This window comes from Paenarthrobacter histidinolovorans (assembly GCF_014647595.1).
Classification (GTDB): Bacteria; Actinomycetota; Actinomycetes; order Actinomycetales; family Micrococcaceae; genus Arthrobacter; species Arthrobacter histidinolovorans.
On sequence record NZ_BMPM01000001.1, the window covers coordinates 494,393 to 513,487 of the forward strand.

At 63.6% G+C, this 19,095-nt stretch carries 13 protein-coding genes; 3 read left to right on the forward strand and 10 right to left on the reverse strand.

The window, feature by feature from the left end; genetic code table 11:
- Positions 1-9 precede the first annotated feature (9 nt).
- Positions 10-1,104, reverse strand: coding sequence for a carbohydrate kinase family protein (locus IEY62_RS02260; protein WP_229785001.1), 1,095 nt, complete (start codon positions 1,102-1,104; stop codon positions 10-12).
- A gap of 47 nt (positions 1,105-1,151) precedes the next feature.
- On the opposite strand from IEY62_RS02260, the gene IEY62_RS02265 reads away from it, so the two are divergent.
- Positions 1,152-2,576 (forward strand): family 4 glycosyl hydrolase, encoded by a 1,425-nt coding sequence (locus IEY62_RS02265; RefSeq protein ID WP_189013582.1) that lies wholly within the window; start codon positions 1,152-1,154, stop codon positions 2,574-2,576.
- Here IEY62_RS02265 and IEY62_RS02270 read toward each other — a convergent pair.
- Positions 2,573-3,091: a GNAT family N-acetyltransferase gene (locus IEY62_RS02270; protein ID WP_189013584.1), complete on the reverse strand. Its 519-nt coding sequence runs from the start codon at positions 3,089-3,091 to the stop codon at positions 2,573-2,575. The two genes, IEY62_RS02265 and IEY62_RS02270, sit on opposite strands and share 4 nt — an antisense overlap.
- A 124-nt stretch (positions 3,092-3,215) precedes the next feature.
- Here IEY62_RS02270 and mshA point away from each other — a divergent pair, with 124 nt between their 5' ends.
- Together mshA and IEY62_RS02280 are read left to right on the forward strand one after the other, a co-directional pair.
- Complete coding sequence (gene mshA / locus IEY62_RS02275; RefSeq protein WP_189013586.1) at positions 3,216-4,460, forward strand: D-inositol-3-phosphate glycosyltransferase; 1,245 nt, start codon at positions 3,216-3,218, stop codon at positions 4,458-4,460.
- Positions 4,461-4,563: 103 nt separating this feature from the next.
- Positions 4,564-6,252 carry a formate--tetrahydrofolate ligase gene (locus IEY62_RS02280; RefSeq protein WP_189013588.1) on the forward strand — a complete coding sequence of 563 codons (1,689 nt, stop codon included), beginning with the start codon at positions 4,564-4,566 and terminating at the stop codon, positions 6,250-6,252.
- A gap of 138 nt (positions 6,253-6,390) precedes the next feature.
- Here IEY62_RS02280 and IEY62_RS02285 read toward each other — a convergent pair whose 3' ends face one another.
- The 8 genes from IEY62_RS02285 to glmS all read right to left on the reverse strand — a co-directional run bounded on the left by IEY62_RS02285 (position 6,391) and on the right by glmS (position 19,092).
- Positions 6,391-7,476 (reverse strand): inositol-3-phosphate synthase, encoded by a 1,086-nt coding sequence (locus tag IEY62_RS02285; protein ID WP_189013590.1) that lies wholly within the window; start codon positions 7,474-7,476, stop codon positions 6,391-6,393.
- A gap of 170 nt (positions 7,477-7,646) precedes the next feature.
- Entirely contained in the window at positions 7,647-8,684 is a 1,038-nt protein-coding gene (gene mgrA, locus IEY62_RS02290; protein ID WP_189013593.1) for an L-glyceraldehyde 3-phosphate reductase, read from the reverse strand.
- Positions 8,685-8,766: 82 nt separating this feature from the next.
- Positions 8,767-10,539 carry a malto-oligosyltrehalose trehalohydrolase gene (gene treZ / locus IEY62_RS02295; protein WP_189013595.1) on the reverse strand — a complete coding sequence of 591 codons (1,773 nt, stop codon included), beginning with the start codon at positions 10,537-10,539 and terminating at the stop codon, positions 8,767-8,769.
- Between the two features lie 52 nt (positions 10,540-10,591).
- A complete protein-coding gene (treY, locus tag IEY62_RS02300) occupies positions 10,592-12,904 on the reverse strand; it encodes a malto-oligosyltrehalose synthase (RefSeq protein WP_189013597.1) in 2,313 nt (770 codons plus the stop codon).
- Positions 12,901-15,195: a glycogen debranching protein GlgX gene (gene glgX / locus IEY62_RS02305; RefSeq protein ID WP_189013598.1), complete on the reverse strand. Its 2,295-nt coding sequence runs from the start codon at positions 15,193-15,195 to the stop codon at positions 12,901-12,903. The genes treY and glgX overlap by 4 nt, the downstream gene beginning before the upstream one ends.
- Positions 15,196-15,263: 68 nt before the next feature.
- Positions 15,264-16,841: an NAD(P)H-hydrate dehydratase gene (locus IEY62_RS02310; protein ID WP_189013600.1), complete on the reverse strand. Its 1,578-nt coding sequence runs from the start codon at positions 16,839-16,841 to the stop codon at positions 15,264-15,266.
- Between the two features lie 15 nt (positions 16,842-16,856).
- Positions 16,857-17,204, reverse strand: coding sequence for a holo-ACP synthase (locus IEY62_RS02315; protein ID WP_018776647.1), 348 nt, complete (start codon positions 17,202-17,204; stop codon positions 16,857-16,859).
- 4 nt (positions 17,205-17,208) lie between these two features.
- A complete protein-coding gene (gene glmS, locus IEY62_RS02320) occupies positions 17,209-19,092 on the reverse strand; it encodes a glutamine--fructose-6-phosphate transaminase (isomerizing) (RefSeq protein WP_189013602.1) in 1,884 nt (627 codons plus the stop codon).
- Between the last annotated feature and the right edge of the window lie 3 nt (positions 19,093-19,095).

Genomic DNA, 19,095 nt, shown 5'->3' on the forward strand with positions numbered 1-19,095 from the left:
CGTTCGCCGCTACTGGGCGTCCGACAAGTGCGCGATAGTGGCCCGGGCACGCCGTTGGGCTTCAGCGGGAATGTCCTTCACGATCGGTTCAAGGAACGCGAAGCGCCTGAGCCATTGGCTGGACTGGCGCTCCTTGCGGGCGTTTGCCCGCTGCCACCAGTCCGCGATGTCTCCCCAGCCGGGTGCGGCCAAGGAGCCGCCAACTTCCTGGACGGCAAGTGAAGCGCACAGGTTGGCAAAGCGCAGGCGGTCACCCAGCCGCCATCCTGCGAGGCACCCCACAATGAAGGCAGCACCGAAGCAGTCCCCTGCTCCCGTGGGATCCGACGCCGGGACCGGCAGGGACGGCACCCACTCCTCCTCGCCGGTTTCCGAGTCCACGGCCACCGCGCCCTGGGGGCCGAGTGTCACCACGGCGACCGGTACGCGGTCGGCCAGGGAGTACAGGGCCGCCCAGGGGTCTGATTTGCCCGTGAAGGCCATGGCCTCCGGTGCGTTGGGGAGGAACGCGTAGTAGTGCTCAAGCTGGTCAAGCCTGCGCTGGGACCATTTCCCGGTGGGGTCCCAGCCCACTACTCCAAAAAGCTTGGTCCCGGAGTTCACTGCGGCCAGCATCCACGGCTCCATTTCCTCCTCCAGGTCCGCGACGGCTGCGAGCGCCCGGGGAGGCTGGCCGATCAGCTGGGAAGAACTGATCGGGGCAGGGTGGCCGTGGGTGACCATGGAGCGGTCCTGGTTTACGCACATGGAAACCGTGACCGGCGAGTGCCACCCTGGAATGGTCCGGGACAGTGAAAGGTCAACGTGCTCCTGCGTCTCCAGGATCTGCCAGTTGTAGTCACCGTAACCGTCGTCGCCGAAGGTCGCCGCAAGATTTGTCCGCAACCCCAGCCGTGCTGCAGCGATGGCCTGGTTGGCCACTCCTCCCGGGCAACTGCCCATACCCTCGCTCCATACTTCAGTACCGGGTTCCGGTGCTTGGGGAAGGCCAGTGAAAATAATGTCCTGGAAGACCGTACCGGTCAGGAGAAGGTCGCACCCGGCATCAACGTCTGACCTTACGGCGGCAAGAGGGTCGAATCGTCGCTGCGGCATAGCGTCCATGAACGGCACACTACGCCGCAGCTTGCGGGGCTGCATAGACTCGGAACATGCGGCTCATGATCGCCGGCGGTGGCGGATTCCGGGTTCCCCTTGTGTACCGGGCGTTGTGTACTGGCCCCTTCGCTGGCCTGGTCAGCGAATTGGTGCTTTTCGACGTCGATGCGCAACGGCTCCAAGCCATCCAGGCCGTCCTCCGCGATATGCCCACCGCCCCGGGTTCCGGTCCCGTCGTCGTCGCCTGCAGCGACCTCGGCCAGGCGCTCACGGGCACCGATGTGGTGTTCGCAGCTATCCGGCCCGGCGGAACAGCCGGCCGGATCGCCGATGAGCGTGTTGCGTTGGATCTCGGGCTGCTGGGCCAGGAGACCACGGGAGCCGGCGGGATTTCCTACGCCCTGCGGTCCATCCCCCGGATGCTGGAACTCGCCAGGGCCATGCGGCGCTATTGCCCCGATGCATGGCTGATCAACTTCACCAACCCCGCCGGAATGGTCACGGAGGCTCTGGTTCCGGTCCTTGGGAGCCGGGTGATCGGGATCTGTGATTCCGCGGGGGGCCTGGCCCAGCGGGCGGCCCGCGCGGCCGGTTTCCCGCTGGAGGAAGGAAACCTCGACGGCGTGGGCTACTACGGGCTGAACCACCTCGGCTGGCTTTACCGGCTGGCACCAGGTGGCGAGGACCTGCTGCCCGGACTGCTGGCCGATCCAGCAGCGCTCGAGTCGATGGAAGAGGGGCGGCTGTTCGGGCAGCACACCCTGGAAAAGCTCGGCTGCCTGCCCAATGAGTACCTTTACTACTACTATCGGACCTCGCAGGCCACCCAAGCCATCCGTGGTCAGCGCCAAACCCGTGGGGCGTCCATCCACCAGCAGCAGCATTCGCTCTACCCCGATCTGGTACGGGCGGCCGATGCCTATGCCTTATGGGATGCGGCCCGGCGATCCCGCGAAGAAGGCTACCTCGCCGAAGCCCGCACCCACGGGGAACAGCGCGACGAGTCCGATCTCGCTGGTGGCGGCTACGAACGGGTGGCCCTGGCCGTGATGCGCGCTCTATCGGTCGGCTCGATCGGCTCGGTCGGCTCGGTCGGCGGGACCGCCCAGCTGATCCTCAACGTGCCCAACGCTCCGGTGCTGCCCGCCGAAAGTCTTCACCTTGCGGAGGTGGCCGTGCCCGGGCTGCCGCCGGACGCCGTCGTCGAAGTCCCCTCCCAAGTGACGCCCGACGGCGCGGTGGCAGTCGCGCAGGAACGGCCACCCGGCCCGTTCCTCACCTTGATGCAGCACGTCAAGGAGGTGGAGCGGCTGACGATCCGCGCCGTCCGTGACCACGACCGCGAAGCGGCCGTACAGGCGTTTGCGGTTCATCCGTTGGTGGGTTCCGAGCCGCTGGGCAGGCAACTGCTCGCAGGCTATGAGGAGGCATTCCCCGCGCTGGCCGGGCTCTGGGGGTCAGTGCCGGGACGGGACTAGAGTTTGCGGTACATCACGTGCAGGCCCACGTAGCCGATCTCGGGATGGTTGAAGGCCTCCGGCACGGTGGCAAGGATCCGGAATCCCATGGACTGCCACAACCACACGGCCCTAACGTTGCTTTCCACCACCGCATTGTACTGCATCGCGTAAAACCCTGCCGCTTTGGCTTCCTGAATTGAGTAGGCGCAGAGAGCACGGGCAATACCCTGGCCCGTGTGGTGGGCACCCACCATGTAACCGGCGTTGGCGACATGACTGCCACCGCCGCCCTGGTTGGGGTGAAACTCGCCGGTACCGAGAATCCTGCCGGACTCCTTGTCGACGGCGACAAAGGTCTGGCCTGGCGCTTCTTTGGTCCACTTCACCCTTGCCTCGTCCTCCGTTGTGCCGCGATCCCAGGTGAAGGTCTCACCCTCCCGGATCACGGGTTCCAGGATTGACCAGATTCCGGCCCAGTCGCCCGGTGTTGCGCTGCGGATGTCAAAGCTTTGTTCTTGGCTCACAGCCCACACGCTAGCAGCCTTGTCCACATAGCGGGGCCGCTTTATGGAGGCCGCTTTATAGAGGCACGGATGCGCAGGAGTAGTGTTTTCTGCAGGGCAAAAGCCACGTGCAATGAAAGCCAGGAGGAGTGCGATGCCGATGGTCCGTCGAGTGGCGTTCTTGTCGTTGCACACCTCCCCCATGGAACAGCCAGGGGCCGGTGACGCCGGTGGCATGAACGTTTACGTCCGGGCTTTGGCCATAGCCCTTGCCGAGTCGGGTGTGGAAGTGGAGATTTTCACGCGTGCCACCAAAGCCAACCAACCCGCCGTCGAGCATCCAGGTCCCGGCGTTTGCGTCCACAACGTCAAGGCCGGACCCCGCCGCAGGATACCCAAGGAAGAGCTGCCGGAGCTGCTGCACCAAATGGTGCTCGAAATCGACCACATCCGGAATCAGCAAATGCATGGCCGCTACGACGCCATCCACTCCCACTACTGGGTATCCGGCGTTGCCGGGCTGGAGTTGTCTGCGTTATGGGGCGTTCCAATGGTGCACACCATGCACACCATGGCGAAGGTCAAAAACCTCGTACTGCAACCCGGCGAACACCCGGAGCCACGGCGTCGCGAGAACGGCGAGCAGCGGATCGTCGATGGTGCGGCCCGCCTAATAGCCAACACCCCTGCTGAAGCCGATGAACTTGTGTCCCACTACGGGGCCGACCGTGACAGGATCGACATCGCTCCACCCGGAGTGGACCTCAACGTCTTTACGCCCTCGTTCCGCAGGAAGTCCCGTGCCCGGCTGGAAGTGCGGCCGGAGAGCTTCCACATTCTGTTCGCCGGCCGGATCCAGCGGCTCAAAGGTCCCCAGATCTTCATCAAGGCCGCCGGCATCCTCCGCAAGCGCAGGCCGGACATCGACCTGGAGATGACCATCCTGGGCTCGTTGAGCGGGGCCAAGGACTTCAACCTCCAACAGATCATCCACGAAGCAGGACTCGACGACGTCGTCACCCACCGACCGCCGGTGGTCGCGCCCGAACTGGCCGGGTGGTTCCGCTCGGCCGACGTCGTGGTGATGCCATCCTTCAGTGAATCCTTCGGGCTGGTGGCTTTGGAAGCACAGGCGTGCGGTACCCCGGTAGTCGCCACCAACGTTGGTGGACTGTCCCGGGCAATCTCGGATGGCCGCACCGGAATCCTGGTGGACGGGCACAACCCCACGGACTGGGCCGATGCCCTCGAGGATCTCTACGACGATGTCCAGACCCGCGAGGACATGGGCCGGCTCGCGGCCACCCACGCCGAGTCGTTCGGCTGGCAGCGCACGGCTGCGATCACCCTGGAAAGCTACCGCGAAGCCGTCGCGGGCCTGCTGCTTCCGAGGACCTGAGGTTCACCGGCGTCCGGCCCTGCGGCTGGTAGATTGTCGCGCACAGCGTTAGCGCGCCATAAGCGTCAGCCCTGATACGGGAACATCCAGCCGAAGGACAACGATGTCTGAAGACAAGGTCATGAGTGATCTTGAAATTGCCCACAATGCCGCAATGCTCCCCATCGAGGAGATCGCCCAGAAAGCGGGCATCAATGTGGAAGCCCTTGAGCTCTACGGGCGTTACAAAGCCAAGATCGACATAAGCAAGCTGGTGCTCCCAGCCGACAAGGCGCCGGGAAAAGTGGTGCTTGTTTCAGCCATGTCCCCCACGCCCGCCGGCGAAGGAAAATCAACCACCACGGTAGGACTCGCCGATTCCCTGGCCCGCGCCGGAAACAATGTGATGATCGCCCTCCGGGAGCCTTCCTTGGGACCGATCCTCGGCATGAAGGGCGGGGCCACGGGAGGCGGTTACTCCCAGGTCCTGCCAATGGACGATATCAACCTGCATTTCACCGGGGACTTCCACGCCATCACCTCGGCCAACAACGCCCTCATGGCCCTGGTGGACAACCACATTTTCCAAGGTAACCAACTGGGAATCGACCCCCGCCGCATGACGTTCAAACGCGTCCTGGACATGAACGACCGTGCCTTGCGTGAAGTGGTGATCGGCCTCGGCGGTCCCGCGCAGGGCGTGCCCCGGCAGGACGGATTCGACATTACCGTGGCGTCCGAGATCATGGCCGTCTTCTGTTTGGCAACGGACCTGGACGATCTCCGGTGCCGGCTGGGCCGGATCACCTTCGGGTACACCTACGAGCGGGCACCGGTCACCGTGGCGGATCTCGGTGTTGAGGGCGCCCTCACGATGCTTTTGAAAGACGCCATCAAGCCAAACCTTGTCCAGACCATCGCCGGAACTCCGGCCCTGGTTCATGGGGGCCCGTTTGCGAACATCGCCCACGGCTGCAACTCACTGATCGCTACCAGGACGGCCATGCAGCTTGCCGACGTGGTGGTCACCGAGGCAGGCTTCGGAGCGGACCTTGGCGCCGAAAAGTACATGGACATCAAGGCGAGGATCGCAGCGGTGGCACCATCCGCCGTCGTGGTTGTTGCCACCATCCGCGCGCTCAAGATGCAGGGCGGCGTTCCCAAGGAGCAGCTGGGCGAACCCAACATGGATGCCATGGCCGCCGGAGTTGAGAACCTCAAGAGGCACGTCCGGAACGTCGCCAAATTCGGCATCACCCCCGTTGTCTCCATCAACAAGTTCGCCACTGATACTCCGGAGGAACTCGACTGGCTCCTGGCCTGGTGTGCCGCGGAAGGGGTGGAGGCCGCCGTCGCCGACGTTTGGGGGCGCGGTGGGGGTGGGGACGGCGGGGACGAACTCGCCGCCAAGGTGGCAGCAGCATTGGACGCGCCGTCCAGTTTCCATCACCTCTACCCGCTCGAGCTGCCCGTGGAGGACAAGATCCGGACGATTGTGCTGGAGATCTACGGGGCCGATGGCGTGGAGTTCTCCGTGCCGGCCCTCAAACGCCTTGTGGAGATCGAGAAGAACGGCTGGTCCGGCATGCCTGTCTGCATGGCCAAGACACAATACTCCTTCACTGACGACGCCTCCCGGCTAGGAGCGCCCAAGGGTTTCAGGGTCCATGTTCGAGACCTCATCCCGAAAACCGGTGCCGGTTTCATCGTCGCACTGACCGGGGCCGTCATGACCATGCCCGGACTCCCGAAGGAACCGGCTGCCATGCGCATGGATGTCGACGCCGACGGCAATCCCACGGGCCTCTTCTAACCCTCCATCACATCCCACCGGATCGTGATGGAGCGTTGGCCCCAAACGACCGGAACCTGATGGAGGGTCCGGGAGACGACTGACGCCCCCACACAGTGTGCAGGGGCGTCAGATAAAACCAGGGTTTGTTGCCGGTGTTTAGCGCTCGATGTCGCCGCGGATGAAGGCTTCGACCTTCTCGCGGGCGATGTCGTCGTTGAACTGCTCCGGCGGGGACTTCATGAAGTAGCTGGAAGCCGAGAGCAACGGACCGCCGATGCCGCGGTCAAGGCCGATCTTGGCGGCACGGATGGCGTCGATGATCACGCCGGCAGAGTTCGGGGAATCCCATACCTCGAGCTTGTACTCAAGGGAGACGGGGGCATCGCCGAAGTTGCGGCCTTCCAGGCGGACGAACGCCCACTTGCGGTCATCAAGCCAGGCGACGTAGTCGGACGGGCCAATGTGGACATCATCGGCGTGCAGCTCGGCCTCGACGTTGGAGGTCACGGCCTGGGTCTTGGAGATCTTCTTGGACTCCAGGCGGTCGCGCTCCAGCATGTTCTTGAAGTCCATGTTGCCGCCGACGTTCAGCTGGTACGTGCGGTCCAGGGTCACGCCGCGGTCTTCGAACAGCTTGGCCATCACACGGTGGGTGATGGTGGCACCGATCTGGCTCTTGATGTCGTCGCCAACAATCGGCACACCGCCTTCGGTGAACTTGTCAGCCCATTCCTTGGTGCCGGCGATGAAGACGGGGAGGGCGTTGACGAAAGCGACGCCGGCGTCGATGGCGCACTGGGCGTAGAACTTGGCAGCCTGCTCCGAACCAACCGGCAGGTAGCAGACCATGACGTCCGCTTTCGCCTCGCGCAGGGCAGCGACGATGTCCACGGCTTCTTCCGGAGCCTCAACGATGGTTTCGCGGTAGTACTTGCCCAGGCCGTCCAGGGTGTGGCCACGCTGAACGGTGACGCCCGTGGCGGGGACGTCGGCGATCTTGATGGTGTTGTTTTCGCTGGCGCCGATGGCATCTGCCAGGTCCAGTCCAACCTTCTTGCTGTCAACATCGAAAGCAGCAACGAAGTGGACATCGTTGACGTGGTACTGGCCGAACTCGACGTGCATCAGACCCGGGATCGTGGCCTTGGGGTCAGCGTCGCGGTAGTACTGAACACCTTGGACCAGCGATGCGGCGCAGTTACCTACGCCGACAATGGCAACACGAATCGGATGTGAAGACACGGAACTCCTTTTGAGAACTAAACCTCAGGTGCCAGGCATGCCGCTGACTGAGTTCAACGCACGACTGATTGGCACGGCGCCATTCGGCGCACACTTGCATTGTATCCAACACCGGAGGGGCCGGCTTTGTTCCCGGCCGGCCCCTCCAGTTTCATGTCAGTCGTGAACGGCTACTTTTGAGCCCACAGGTTGATGTCGGATTCCACGGCGAATTCGTCAATCGCCGTCAACTCTTCCGTGCTGAACTCCAGGTTGTGGATGGCGCTGAGCGTGTCTTCCAGCTGCTTCACGCTGGAGGCACCAATCAGGGCCGACGTCACCGGTGAACCCTTCGGCTGATCACGGAGGATCCAGGCCACAGCCATTTGGGCTAGCGTTTGTCCCCTGCCCTGGGCAATGGCGTTGAGTCCGCGCACGCGGTCCAGCTTGTCCTCGGTCAGCTGCGACTCGGACAGGAAGCGTTCCTTCGCTGCGCGGGAATCGGCCGGCACACCGTTGAGGTACCGGTCGGTCAGCATTCCCTGGGCCAGCGGCGAGAAAGCAATGGAGCCTGCACCTACCTGGTCCAATGCCTCGTAAAGGTTGGGCGAGCCGTTCTCGGTCCACCGGTTGAGCATGGAATAGCTCGGCTGGTGGATCAGGAGCGGGGTACCGAGCTCCTTGAGGATCCGGGCCGCTTCCAGGGTTTGCTCCGGGGTGTAGGACGAGATGCCCGCGTACAGCGCCTTGCCTGAGCGGACCGCGTAGTCCAGGGCGCCCATGGTTTCTTCAAGCGGCGTCTCCGGGTCCGGTCGGTGGCTGTAGAAGATGTCCACGTACTCCAGGCCCATGCGTTCCAGGGACTGGTCGAGGCTGGAAATGAGGTACTTGCGGGAACCCCATTCTCCATACGGGCCGGGCCACATGTAGTAGCCGGCTTTCGTGGAGATGACGAGTTCGTCGCGGTAGGGCTTGAAGTCGTCCTTCAAGTGGCGTCCGAAGTTCGTCTCGGCGGACCCGTCCGGCGGACCGTAGTTGTTGGCGAGGTCGAAGTGATTGACGCCGAGGTCGAAAGCACGCCGAAGGATGGCGCGCTGTTCGTCGAAGCGCTTGTCGTCGCCGAAGTTGTGCCAAAGGCCCAGCGAGATGGCGGGCAGCTTGAGTCCACTGCGTCCGACACGGCGATAGGGCATGGTTTCGTAGCGGTTTTCCGCAGCCGAATAAGTCATACGTACCATCCTGCCACTGCAGAAACCGGGGCGACGGCGGTGTCCGCCATGTGGGCGCCGTCACCCCGGTTCATTGCTTGGGTCAGTAGACGCGCACGACGGCGGCGCTGGCGCCGGGGAGGGTCAGCGTCTCCTCGTCAAGGGCTGCTTCGGGGTCGGTAGCCAGCAACAGGGAACCCTTCAGGGGTGTGGCAAGTGCTTCATCCCCGAGGTTGCACACCACGCGGACGTTGCCGCGGGACATCTGCAGCCAGTGTTCCTCGTCGTCGAATTCCACGGAGGTATCTCCAAAGCCGCCGTCCACGAGCTCAGGCGTGTTCCGACGCAGCTGTGCTAAATCCTTATACAGCTGGAGCAGTCGGGCGTGGTCTCCCTCGCTGGCCTCTTCCCACTTGAGCTTGGAGCGTTGGAAAGTCCCGGGATCCTGGGGGTCGGGGACAACGGCGGGGTCCCAACCCATCCGTTCGAACTCCTTGATCCGTCCCTCTGCGGTGGCCTTGCCCAGCTCCGGCTCCGGGTGGGAGGTGAAGAACTGCCACGGCGTTGAAGCACCGAACTCCTCCCCCATGAACAGCATGGGGGTGAAGGGCGAGGTCATGGTCAGCACGGCACCCACGGCCAGCTTGCCGTACGACAGCGTTGCCGTGAGCCGGTCACCAATGGCCCGGTTTCCAATTTGGTCGTGGTTTTGCAGGCAGACCACCAAAGCCGATGGGTGCGCGAGGTCGTGCCGGATTGACCGACCATGATGGCGACCCCGGAAGCTCGAGTAGCTGCCGTCGTGGAAGAAGCCGTGTTCCAGGACTTTGGCCAGCACGGACAGCGATTCGAAGTCCGAGTAATAGCCGGTAGTTTCTCCGCTGAGGTTGACATGAACGGCATGGTGGAAGTCGTCGCTCCACTGCCCTTCGAGCCCATAGCCGTTGTCCTTGCGGGGATAAATGAGGCGTGGGTTGTTCAGGTCCGATTCTGCGATCAGGGTTTTCGGTATCCCCGTCCCGGATTCGATCTGGTCAGCCAGCGCACCAAAATCCTCAAGGATGTGCACGGCCCGTTCATCCCGGAGTGCGTGGACGGCATCGAGCCGGAGTCCGTCCACGTGGTAGTCACGGAGCCACATCGCCGCATTTTCCAGAATGTAGCGGCGCACGTCATCGGACCCCGGGCCGTCAAGGTTCACTGAGTCGCCCCAGGTGTTGCCCTCCCCCGATTTCAGGTAGGGACCGAACTTTGGCAGGTAGTTTCCGCTCGGACCGAGGTGGTTGTAGACCACGTCCTGGATGACACCGAGCCCCGCAGCATGTGCGGCGTCCACGAACCGTTGGTAGGCCGCCGGCCCACCGTAGGGCTCATGCACGGCGTACCAAAGGACGCCGTCGTAGCCCCAGTTATGGACGCCGTTGAATCCGTTGACCGGCAGGAGCTCAATGAAATCAATGCCGAGGTCCACCAGATAGTCCAGTTTTCCAGCGGCGGCATCCAGTGTGCCCTCCGGAGTGAAGGTGCCCAGGTGCAGCTCGTAGATGACAGAGCCTTTCAGGCTCCGTCCCTTCCAGCCGGCGTCCTTCCATTCGTGGACGGACGGGTCGAACGTGGAAGACAAGCCATGGACGCCTTCTGGTTGGCGCCGCGAACGCGGATCAGGGAATGGACCTTCTCCGTCCACGAGGTAGCCGTACGGCACGCCGTCGGCTTTCCCTGCCGTTGCGTCAGCCGGGGCGCGCCACCAACCTTGGGCAGCGGCGTCGTCATATTGCTCCATGACGTATTCGTGGCCTCCGGCCACCAGCCGAACGGTCTTTGCGTTCGGCGCCCAGACATCAAAGAGATTCTTTCCAGCAGCGTGCTTCAGCATAATGTTCCCCTGTACGTTCCTTAAGCGTGCGTTGCCGTGATGCGTGGTGGCCTCAGTCGGTGGGCACCAGCAGCGCCACGGGGTACCGCTCCAGCAAAGTGCTTAGCTGGACAGCACCGGGGGCGTAACTTGCCCCCGTGAGTTCGTCCTTGCAGTTCGCGGGGAGTTCGATGACGGTGTCCCGCCAACCGCCCTCCCGGGCCAGTCGTCGGGGAAGGCGCGTGGCGACGGTCAGCGCGCCACGACGACCAGCGCCGCGGTCAAAGGCCACCACGTGTCCTGCTGCCGCTCCCTGCGCTGCGACGGGCAAGTACCCTTCGAACAGCCCGGGCCGGTCCCGACGCAACCTCAGCGCCCGCGAGAGCACCAGGAGTTTGGCCGATTCCTCCGTGAACGATGGCGTCGCCCCCTGGTCCAATGCCGCCAAAGCCGCTTTGCGTTCCGCGAAGTCCACGGGCCGCCGGTTATCCGGGTCGGTCAGTGAGCCATCCCGGAACTCCGTGCCTTGGTAAACGTCGGGGACGCCGGGCATGGTGAGTTGGATCAACTTGGCGGACAACGAGTTGGAGGTCCCGTAGGGTTCCAGTTCCGCCACGAAGTTGCTCAGGGCGGCCGCGACCTCGGGAACGTCAAACGCGGCGTCGACGGCGGCTGCGAGCTGCCGTTCGAACTCCGGGTTCGGGTCGGTCCAGTTGGTGGAGTTGCCGGCCTCCCGCGCCGCTTTCAGGGCGTATGCCTGTAGCCGTCCGCGGTCTGCCGGCCAGGCACCCACGATCGACTGCCAGACCAGGGACGCCAACGGACCATCCGGGATCGGTGCGAGCTGCTGGACTGTTCCAAGGAAAAGTTCCCACTCCGGCACGGCCTCGGAAATGACCGATATCCGTGCCCTGGCGTCCTCGCTCCGCTTGGTGTCGTGCGTGCTCAGGGTGGTCATGGACAGTGGCAGGAGCTGCTGGCGCCGGGCCATCCGTTCGTGGAAAACTCCGGTGGGCAGCGAGAACTCGGTAGGATCTGCGCCCACCTCGGTGAGTGAGCCCAGGCGGGTGTAGCGGAAGAACGCTGTGTCCTCCACGCCCTTGGCCATCACCATTCCGGACGTCTGTTGGAACCGCCGTGCCAAAGCACTTTCTGGATCCAACAGGAGCGGCTGCAATTTCCCAAGGACGGGTTCGAGTTCGGGACGGTGCCGGCCCGCCCGCTCGATTGCTTCCACGAGGGTCTTCCCGCCATAGGGCAAATATGTCCGGTAGATGGGGAACCAGCAGATGACCTCGGCAAGGGAGTCGGCCACCTTGGCGAACGGCAGCTCCAGGGAGGCCGGCACCAAGCGTGCGAGCCGCAGGATCTCCGAGCGCAGGATACCGTCAGCAATCCGCCGCTTGGTCCCATGGATCATCTCGGCGTAATCGGCCGGCTTTTCCGTGTTCCGCAACCGTGCGTCCAGGGAATTGAGGTAATCCTCAGCGGTTGGATCCACGAACAAGCGGTCGATGTCCGCGAGGGCGTCATAACCGGTGGTGCCTTCGCAACTGAAAGTCTCCGGAAGCTGCTCACCTGGTTCGAGGATCTTCTCCACGAGCAGGTAGGCGCCCCCGGTCACCTCCCGAAGCCTGGCAAGGTAGCCTTCCGGATCGGCCAGCCCATCCGGATGGTCGATCCTGAGTCCATCCACCAGGCCTTCGCGGAACCAGCGGACAACCTCGGCATGCGACTCGTCGAACACCCAGGGAATTTCAACCCGAATGCCCGCCAGGGTGTTCACGGCGAAGAAGCGGCGATAATTCAGGTCTGCGTCTGCCCGCCGCCAGCCGATCAGTTCATAATGCTGGCGCGAGTGAACGTCTTTCGGGTTGTCTTCCGGTGCGAACGTTCCCTCGGCCAGGGGGAACCGGTGGTCGTAGTAACGAAGTTCGCCGTCCATCAGTTTGAGCTGGTCGAGGTGGTCGTCGCTGCCCAGGACCGGGATCCGGATCTTTCCGCCGCCGAATTCCCAGTCCACATCGAAGGCCTCGGCGTACTTGGAATCCCGCCCATCCTTCAAGAGGCTCCACCACCAGGCGTTCTGCTTGGGAGAGGCAACGCCCATGTGGTTGGGCACGATGTCGGCAAGAATCCCCATGCCGTTGTCCTTGGCGGCCCTGGACAGGGCAGCCAAGCCCTCGGAGCCTCCCCTGGCGGGATCCACTGTGGAGGGATCGGTCACGTCATAGCCGTGGTCCGAGCCCTGCTCCGCGGTCAGGATGGGCGAGACATACACCCAATCGATGCCCAGCGAGTGGAGGTAACCTGTCAGTTCGGCGGCATCCTGCAAGGTGAAGCCGGGACGGATCTGCAGGCGGTAGGTGGAGACCGGCGTCCTCATGATTCGGATTCCTTCGCTTCGCCCGCTTCCGCGGCGTCGCCGGCGTCGTCCTCCGGGGCGGTGCCCTTGTAGTCATACGGCAGCGAGGTGACAGCGGGAGCCGTCATCGAGGCCGTTTCAGGGGTGCTCGTCTGCGTCAATGCTGCAAGCGAGGCAGCAACGGAGTGGTCAGGTTCAATCTCGGGTGTGCTGTGCGCACGCAGGACAACCAGCGATTTGCCGCCCACGGAGAGGATCTGGTCGGGCTTGATGACACCCGCTTCAGCGCCCTCTCCCGCAGTATCGATCATGACATCCCAAGCCGGCGCATATTCGTCGGACGGAATCCTGAAGTCCACGTCTTCCTGGTCTGCGTTGAAGTACAGCAGGAAGTTGACGTCGGTGATGCGGCGGCCCTGGTTGTCGCGTCCATGGATGCCGTCACCGTTAAGGAACACGCCAACCGAGCGGCCAAGGGCTTCGTCCCAATCCGAAGGACTCATGGTGCTGGCATCGGCATCCAGCCATACGATGTCCGGAAGCCGCTCGCCCTCTCCGCGGAGCACGGGGCGCCCGTCGAAGAACCGGCTTCGCCGCAGACTGGGGTGCTTGGCGCGCAGGGCGCTGACCGCCGCGGTGAATTCGATGAGCGGCTGGTCCACATTGTCCCAGTTGATCCAGGTGAGCTCGGAATCCTGGCAGTAGCCGTTGTTGTTGCCGTTCTGCGTCCTGCCGAGTTCATCACCGTGGAGAAGCATGGGAACACCCTGGGACAGGAACAGTGAGGCAATGAAATTCCGCTGCTGGCGTGCCCGCAGGCCAAGGACGATGGGGTCGTCCGTGGGCCCTTCTTCCCCGCAGTTCCATGAACGGTTGTGGGATTCGCCGTCGTTGTTGTCTTCGCCGTTGGCCTCGTTGTGTTTCTCGTTGTAGGAGACCAGGTCCGCCAGCGTGAAGCCATCGTGGGCGGTGACGAAGTTGATGGACGCAACCGGCCGCCGGCCTGAATGTTCGTAGAGATCGGCCGAGCCTGTGAGGCGTGATGCGAATTCGCCCAGCGTGGACGGTTCGCCGCGCCAGAAGTCCCTCACCGTGTCGCGGTACTGGCCGTTCCATTCGGTCCACTGCGGGGGGAAGTTGCCAACCTGGTAGCCGCCGGGACCGACGTCCCACGGCTCAGCGATGAGCTTCACCTGGGAAACAACCGGATCCTGCTGGATGAGTTCAAAGAAGGTGGAGAGTTTGTCCACGTCGTAGAACTCGCGGGCAAGTGTGGAGGCGAGGTCGAAGCGGAAGCCGTCGACGTGCATTTCCGTGACCCAATACCGGAGGGAGTCCATGAGCAGCTGCAGTGAGTGCGGGCTTCGGACATTCAGCGAGTTACCCGTACCCGTGTAGTCCATGTAGTACTTCTGGTCATCCTCCACCAAGCGGTAGTACGCGGAGTTGTCGATGCCCTTGAAGGACAACGTGGGCCCCAGGTGGTTGCCTTCGGCAGTGTGGTTGTACACGACGTCCAGGATGACTTCGATGCCCGCGGTGTGCAGCGCACGGACCATGGCTTTGAAGTCCTGAACCTGCTGGCCGGTGTCGCCCTTGGAGCTGTAGCTGTTGTGGGGCGCGAAGAAACCAATGGTGTTGTAGCCCCAGTAGTTGTTCAGGCCCTTGTCCTGCAGGATGCCGTCGTTGACGAACTGGTGCACCGGCATGAGTTCAATGGCGGTGATCCCGAGCTTCTGCAGGTGCGAGATGACCGCAGGGTGTGCCACGCCGGCGTACGTGCCGCGCTGCTCTTCGGGTACTTCCGGGTGCAGCTGGGTGAGCCCCTTGACGTGGGCTTCATAGATGACCGACTTGTGGTACGGAATCCTCAGGAGCTTGTCGCCGTCCCAGTCGAAGAACGGGTTGATGACCACGCCCAGCATCATGTGCGGCGCTGAATCCTCATCGTTCCGCGAATCCGGGTCTCCCAGATTGTAGGAGAACAGGGACGGATCCCAGTCGATCTGCCGGTGAATGGCTTTGGCGTACGGATCCAGCAGCAGCTTGTTGGGGTTGAAGCGCTGACCGGCATCGGGATCGTAGGGCCCATGAACCCGATAGCCGTACTTCTGTCCCGGCTGCACCTGCGGCAGGTAGCAATGCCATACGTAACCATCTACTTCGGTAACTTCTACGCGGACTTCCCCGCCGTCGTCGTCGAAGAGACACAACTCCACTTTTTCGGCCTTCTCGCTGAACAGCGCGAAGTTGGTGCCGGTGCCGTCAAAGGTGGCACCCAGCGGATAAGCCGATCCAGGCCAGACTTCCATGCGTTCTCCTCTTGATGATGCGAACAACTGTTGCAAGCCTACTCAGTACCCTGACAACGACAGTAACCTTACGGTATTGTTCGGTCGTATTCCGCGCTGAGCGAACCAATAACGCCCGGTACAGCCTCAGCGATTGCCGAGGCTGTAAGGGGGCCACCGTTGCAAGCTGCCGATGCGACGGTCCCGGCCCGTCCGTGGACGCTGGCCGCGACGGCCGCCACAGCAGCCCAGCGGTCGGCGGGATCCAGGCCCAAGCCGGCATACGCGGCGTCGTCGTCGGCAATCCCGTCAGCAGCCTGCGCCACCAACGCTCCCAGCACTCCGGCCAGGACATCGCCGCTGCCGGCGGTCGCCATCCAGGGGGTGCCTTCGGACTGGCTGAAAACAATTCCCGACGGCGACGCCACAAGTGTCGTGGCACCCTTCAGGAGCACTGTGGCTCCGGTTTGCTGCGCAGCCTGGCGTACGAAGTGCAGGGGCCGGGATTCGACGTCGGCTCGGGTCACCGCCACTTCACCGGTGGAAGGAAGCGAGTCCAGCAACGACGCAAGTTCACCGGCATGCGGGGTGAGGATCCAGTGGGGCGGGCAGCGTTCCGGCAGCAGGCTCAGTGCCCCGGCGTCCACCACCACCGGAAGATCATTGCCAAGAGCCATCTCCACGGCAGCTCCTGCCCGGCCCAGCTGCTCCTCGCCGTCGACGCCCGGACCCACCACCCAAGCCTGCACGCGGCCCGGATCCCCGCTCTCCCACAAAGCCTCCGGGGTTCGGGAAAGAACCATTCGTGCCGCTGGTTCGGGGCCGATGTAGCGCACCATGCCTACCCCCGCGAGGGCCGCTGCGTGCACACCCAGGGCAGCGGCGCCGGCAAAACGGGACGAGCCCGCGACGACGCCCAGGACGCCACGGGAGTATTTATGGGACCGCCGGCCGGGGTGGGGCAGCAACGCGCCCAGGTCCCGGCCAGTAAGGCGGCGCAGCTCCGGCGCTTGTTCCGGAAGTGCAGGTTCGATGCCGATCCGCACCAGTTCCACCCGCCCCGCGCAGCCCTCGCCCGGATCGGTCAGGAGCCCTGCCTTGAAGCCACCAAAGGTGACCGTGACATCCGCATCCAGCACCGGCCAATGGACCTCTCCCGTGCCGGCATCCAGCCCACTGGGGACATCGCAGGCTACAACCAGCCGGGGGCCGAGTTCCTGCAGCGCGGCAATCAATTCCGCAGGGGCGTCCCGCAATCCTCCGCGGGCACCAGTGCCCAGCAAAGCATCGATGATGACGTCCTCGCCGGCGCACAGAACGGCGAGTTCTTCGGCATTGGAAGTCCCGAGTTGCAAGACCCGCCCGCCTGCGGCCCGGAAAGCGGCCAATGCCTCCGCGTGGACGGAATCGGCGGCGAGTACCGCCGTCGAGCGCATTCCGCGTCGGGCGAGATGCGCGGCAGCATAGAGGCCGTCACCGCCGTTGTTGCCTTTGCCGGCAAGGACCGTGACGCTCGCTCCAGCCAACCGGCGCTTTTTCTTCAGTTCACGGATGACTGCCTGGGCAAGGCCGTAGGCTGCCCGTTGCATGAGAACAGCGCCCTCACCGGAGTCCAGGAGCGGTTGTTCCGCGTCCCTGATCTGTTGTCCGGTGAAGGCGCTGATCATTGTTGAAGTGTCCGTCTAGCCCTCAGCGAGGACAGTTGCCGTGGCGATGCCGCCGTCGTGGCTCATTGACAGGTGCCAGCGCTTGACGCCCTTGGCCTCTGCGACGGCAAGCACAGTCCCCTTGACCTGGATGGTGGGACCATTCTGGTCCAGGCCGATCCAGCAGTCCTGCCAATTCATGCCTGCCGGTGCGCCCAGGACCTTGGCCACAGCTTCCTTCGCTGCGAAGCGGGCGGCCAGGGACCGTGTGTTGAGTTCACGCTCGGCAGGCACGAACAGGCGATCCCTCAACCCTGGAGTCCGTTCAAGCTGCCGGCCAAACCGCTCAATGTCTACGACGTCTACGCCAATGCCAACAATCATGCGGTTATTCTACGGTCACGCTCTTGGCAAGGTTACGCGGCTGATCGACGTCGTAACCCTTCGCCCCGGCCAGTTCGGCAGCAAAGATCTGCAGCGGAACCGTGGTGAGCAGCGGCATGAGCAGAGTAGGCGTCTCCGGTACGTAGAAGACGTGCTCTGCGTAGTCCTTGACCGACTCGTCGCCCTCTTCGGCGATCACCAGGGTGCGTGCACCACGTGCGCGTACTTCCTGGATGTTGCTGACCACCTTGGAGTGCAGGGAGTCACGGCCACGCGGGGACGGCACGACGACGAAGACCGGCTGGCCGTCGTCGATCAGGGCGATCGGGCCGTGCTTGAGCTCGCCGGCGGCGAAGCCTTCAGCGTGGATGTAGGCGATTTCCTTGAGCTTCAGGGCGCCTTCGAGTGCTACGGGGTAGCCAACGTGGCGGCCCAGGAACAGCACCGACTTTTCGTCCTTCATGCTGCGGGCAAGCTCGCGAAGGGGTCCGGCGTTGTCCAGGATTGACTGGATCTTGGCCGGGATCTTGTTAAGGTCCGCGAGGACATCCTTGATCTGGCCGGAGAAGATGTTGCCGCGCAGCTGGGCGAGGTAGAGGCCCAGGAGGTAGGCAGCCGTGATCTGCGCCAGGAAGGCCTTGGTGGAAGCAACCGCGATTTCCGGGCCGGCATGCGTGTACAGCACGGCATCGGATTCACGCGGAATGGTGGATCCGTTGGTGTTGCAGATGGAAATCGTCTTGGCGCCCTGTTCCCGGGCGTAACGGACAGCCATGAGGGTGTCCATGGTTTCGCCGGACTGGCTGATGGAAACCACCAGGGTGTTGGAGTCAACGATCGGGTCCCGGTAGCGGAACTCGTGGGCAAGCTCCACCTCGGTGGGGATACGGCACCAGTTCTCGATTGCGTACTTGGCCACCAGGCCCGCGTAGGCTGCGGTACCGCAGGCGAGGACGATGATCTTGTCCACCTGCTTGAGGAGCTCGGGATCGATACGGAGCTCGTCCAGCGTCAGCTTGCCGTTGAGGTCGGAGCGGCCCAGGAGGGTCTGTGCCACGGCGTCAGGCTGGTCGTTGATTTCCTTCTCCATGAAGGAACTGAAGCCGCCCTTTTCAGCCGAAGCCGGGTCCCAGTCAACGTGGTATTCCTTGCCTTCGGCCGGTGCGCCGAAGAAATCGGTGATCTCAACGGTGTCCGCGGTGATGGTGACGATCTGGTCCTGGCCAAGTTCCACAGCGCGGCGCGTGTAGTCAATGAAGCCTGAGACGTCGGAGCCGAGGAAGTTCTCGCCATCGCCCAGGCCCACCACCAGGGGGGAGTTGCGGCGGGCCGCAACTACGAGGTCAGGCTGGTCGGCGTGCACGGCCAGGAGCGTGAAAGCACCCTCAAGGCGCTGGCAGGCGAGGCGCATCGCTTCGGTGAGGTTGCCGCCGTCGCCGTTGAGCTGGTTCCGGAAGATGTCTCCCAGAAGTGCCGCAGCGACTTCGGTGTCCGTTTCGGATTCGAACGTGACACCCTTGGCGAGCAGTTCCTGGCGGAGCTCAGCGAAGTTCTCGATGATGCCGTTGTGAATGACAGCCAACCGTCCACCGTCGGAAAGGTGCGGGTGGGCGTTACGGTCGGTGGGTCCGCCGTGCGTGGCCCACCGGGTGTGGCCAATGCCTGTCAGGGACTTGGGAACGGGATGCGCTTCCAGTTCCTCGATCAAGTTGCTCAGCTTGCCGGACTTTTTACGGGATGAGATGGCCCCATCAGCCACTACTGCGACGCCGGCGGAGTCATAGCCGCGGTACTCCAGACGGCGCAGCCCTTCCACCACGACGTCAAGGGCGCTGTAACCAGCTGCCTCGCGAGACGAATTGCCAACATAGCCTACGATTCCACACATGGG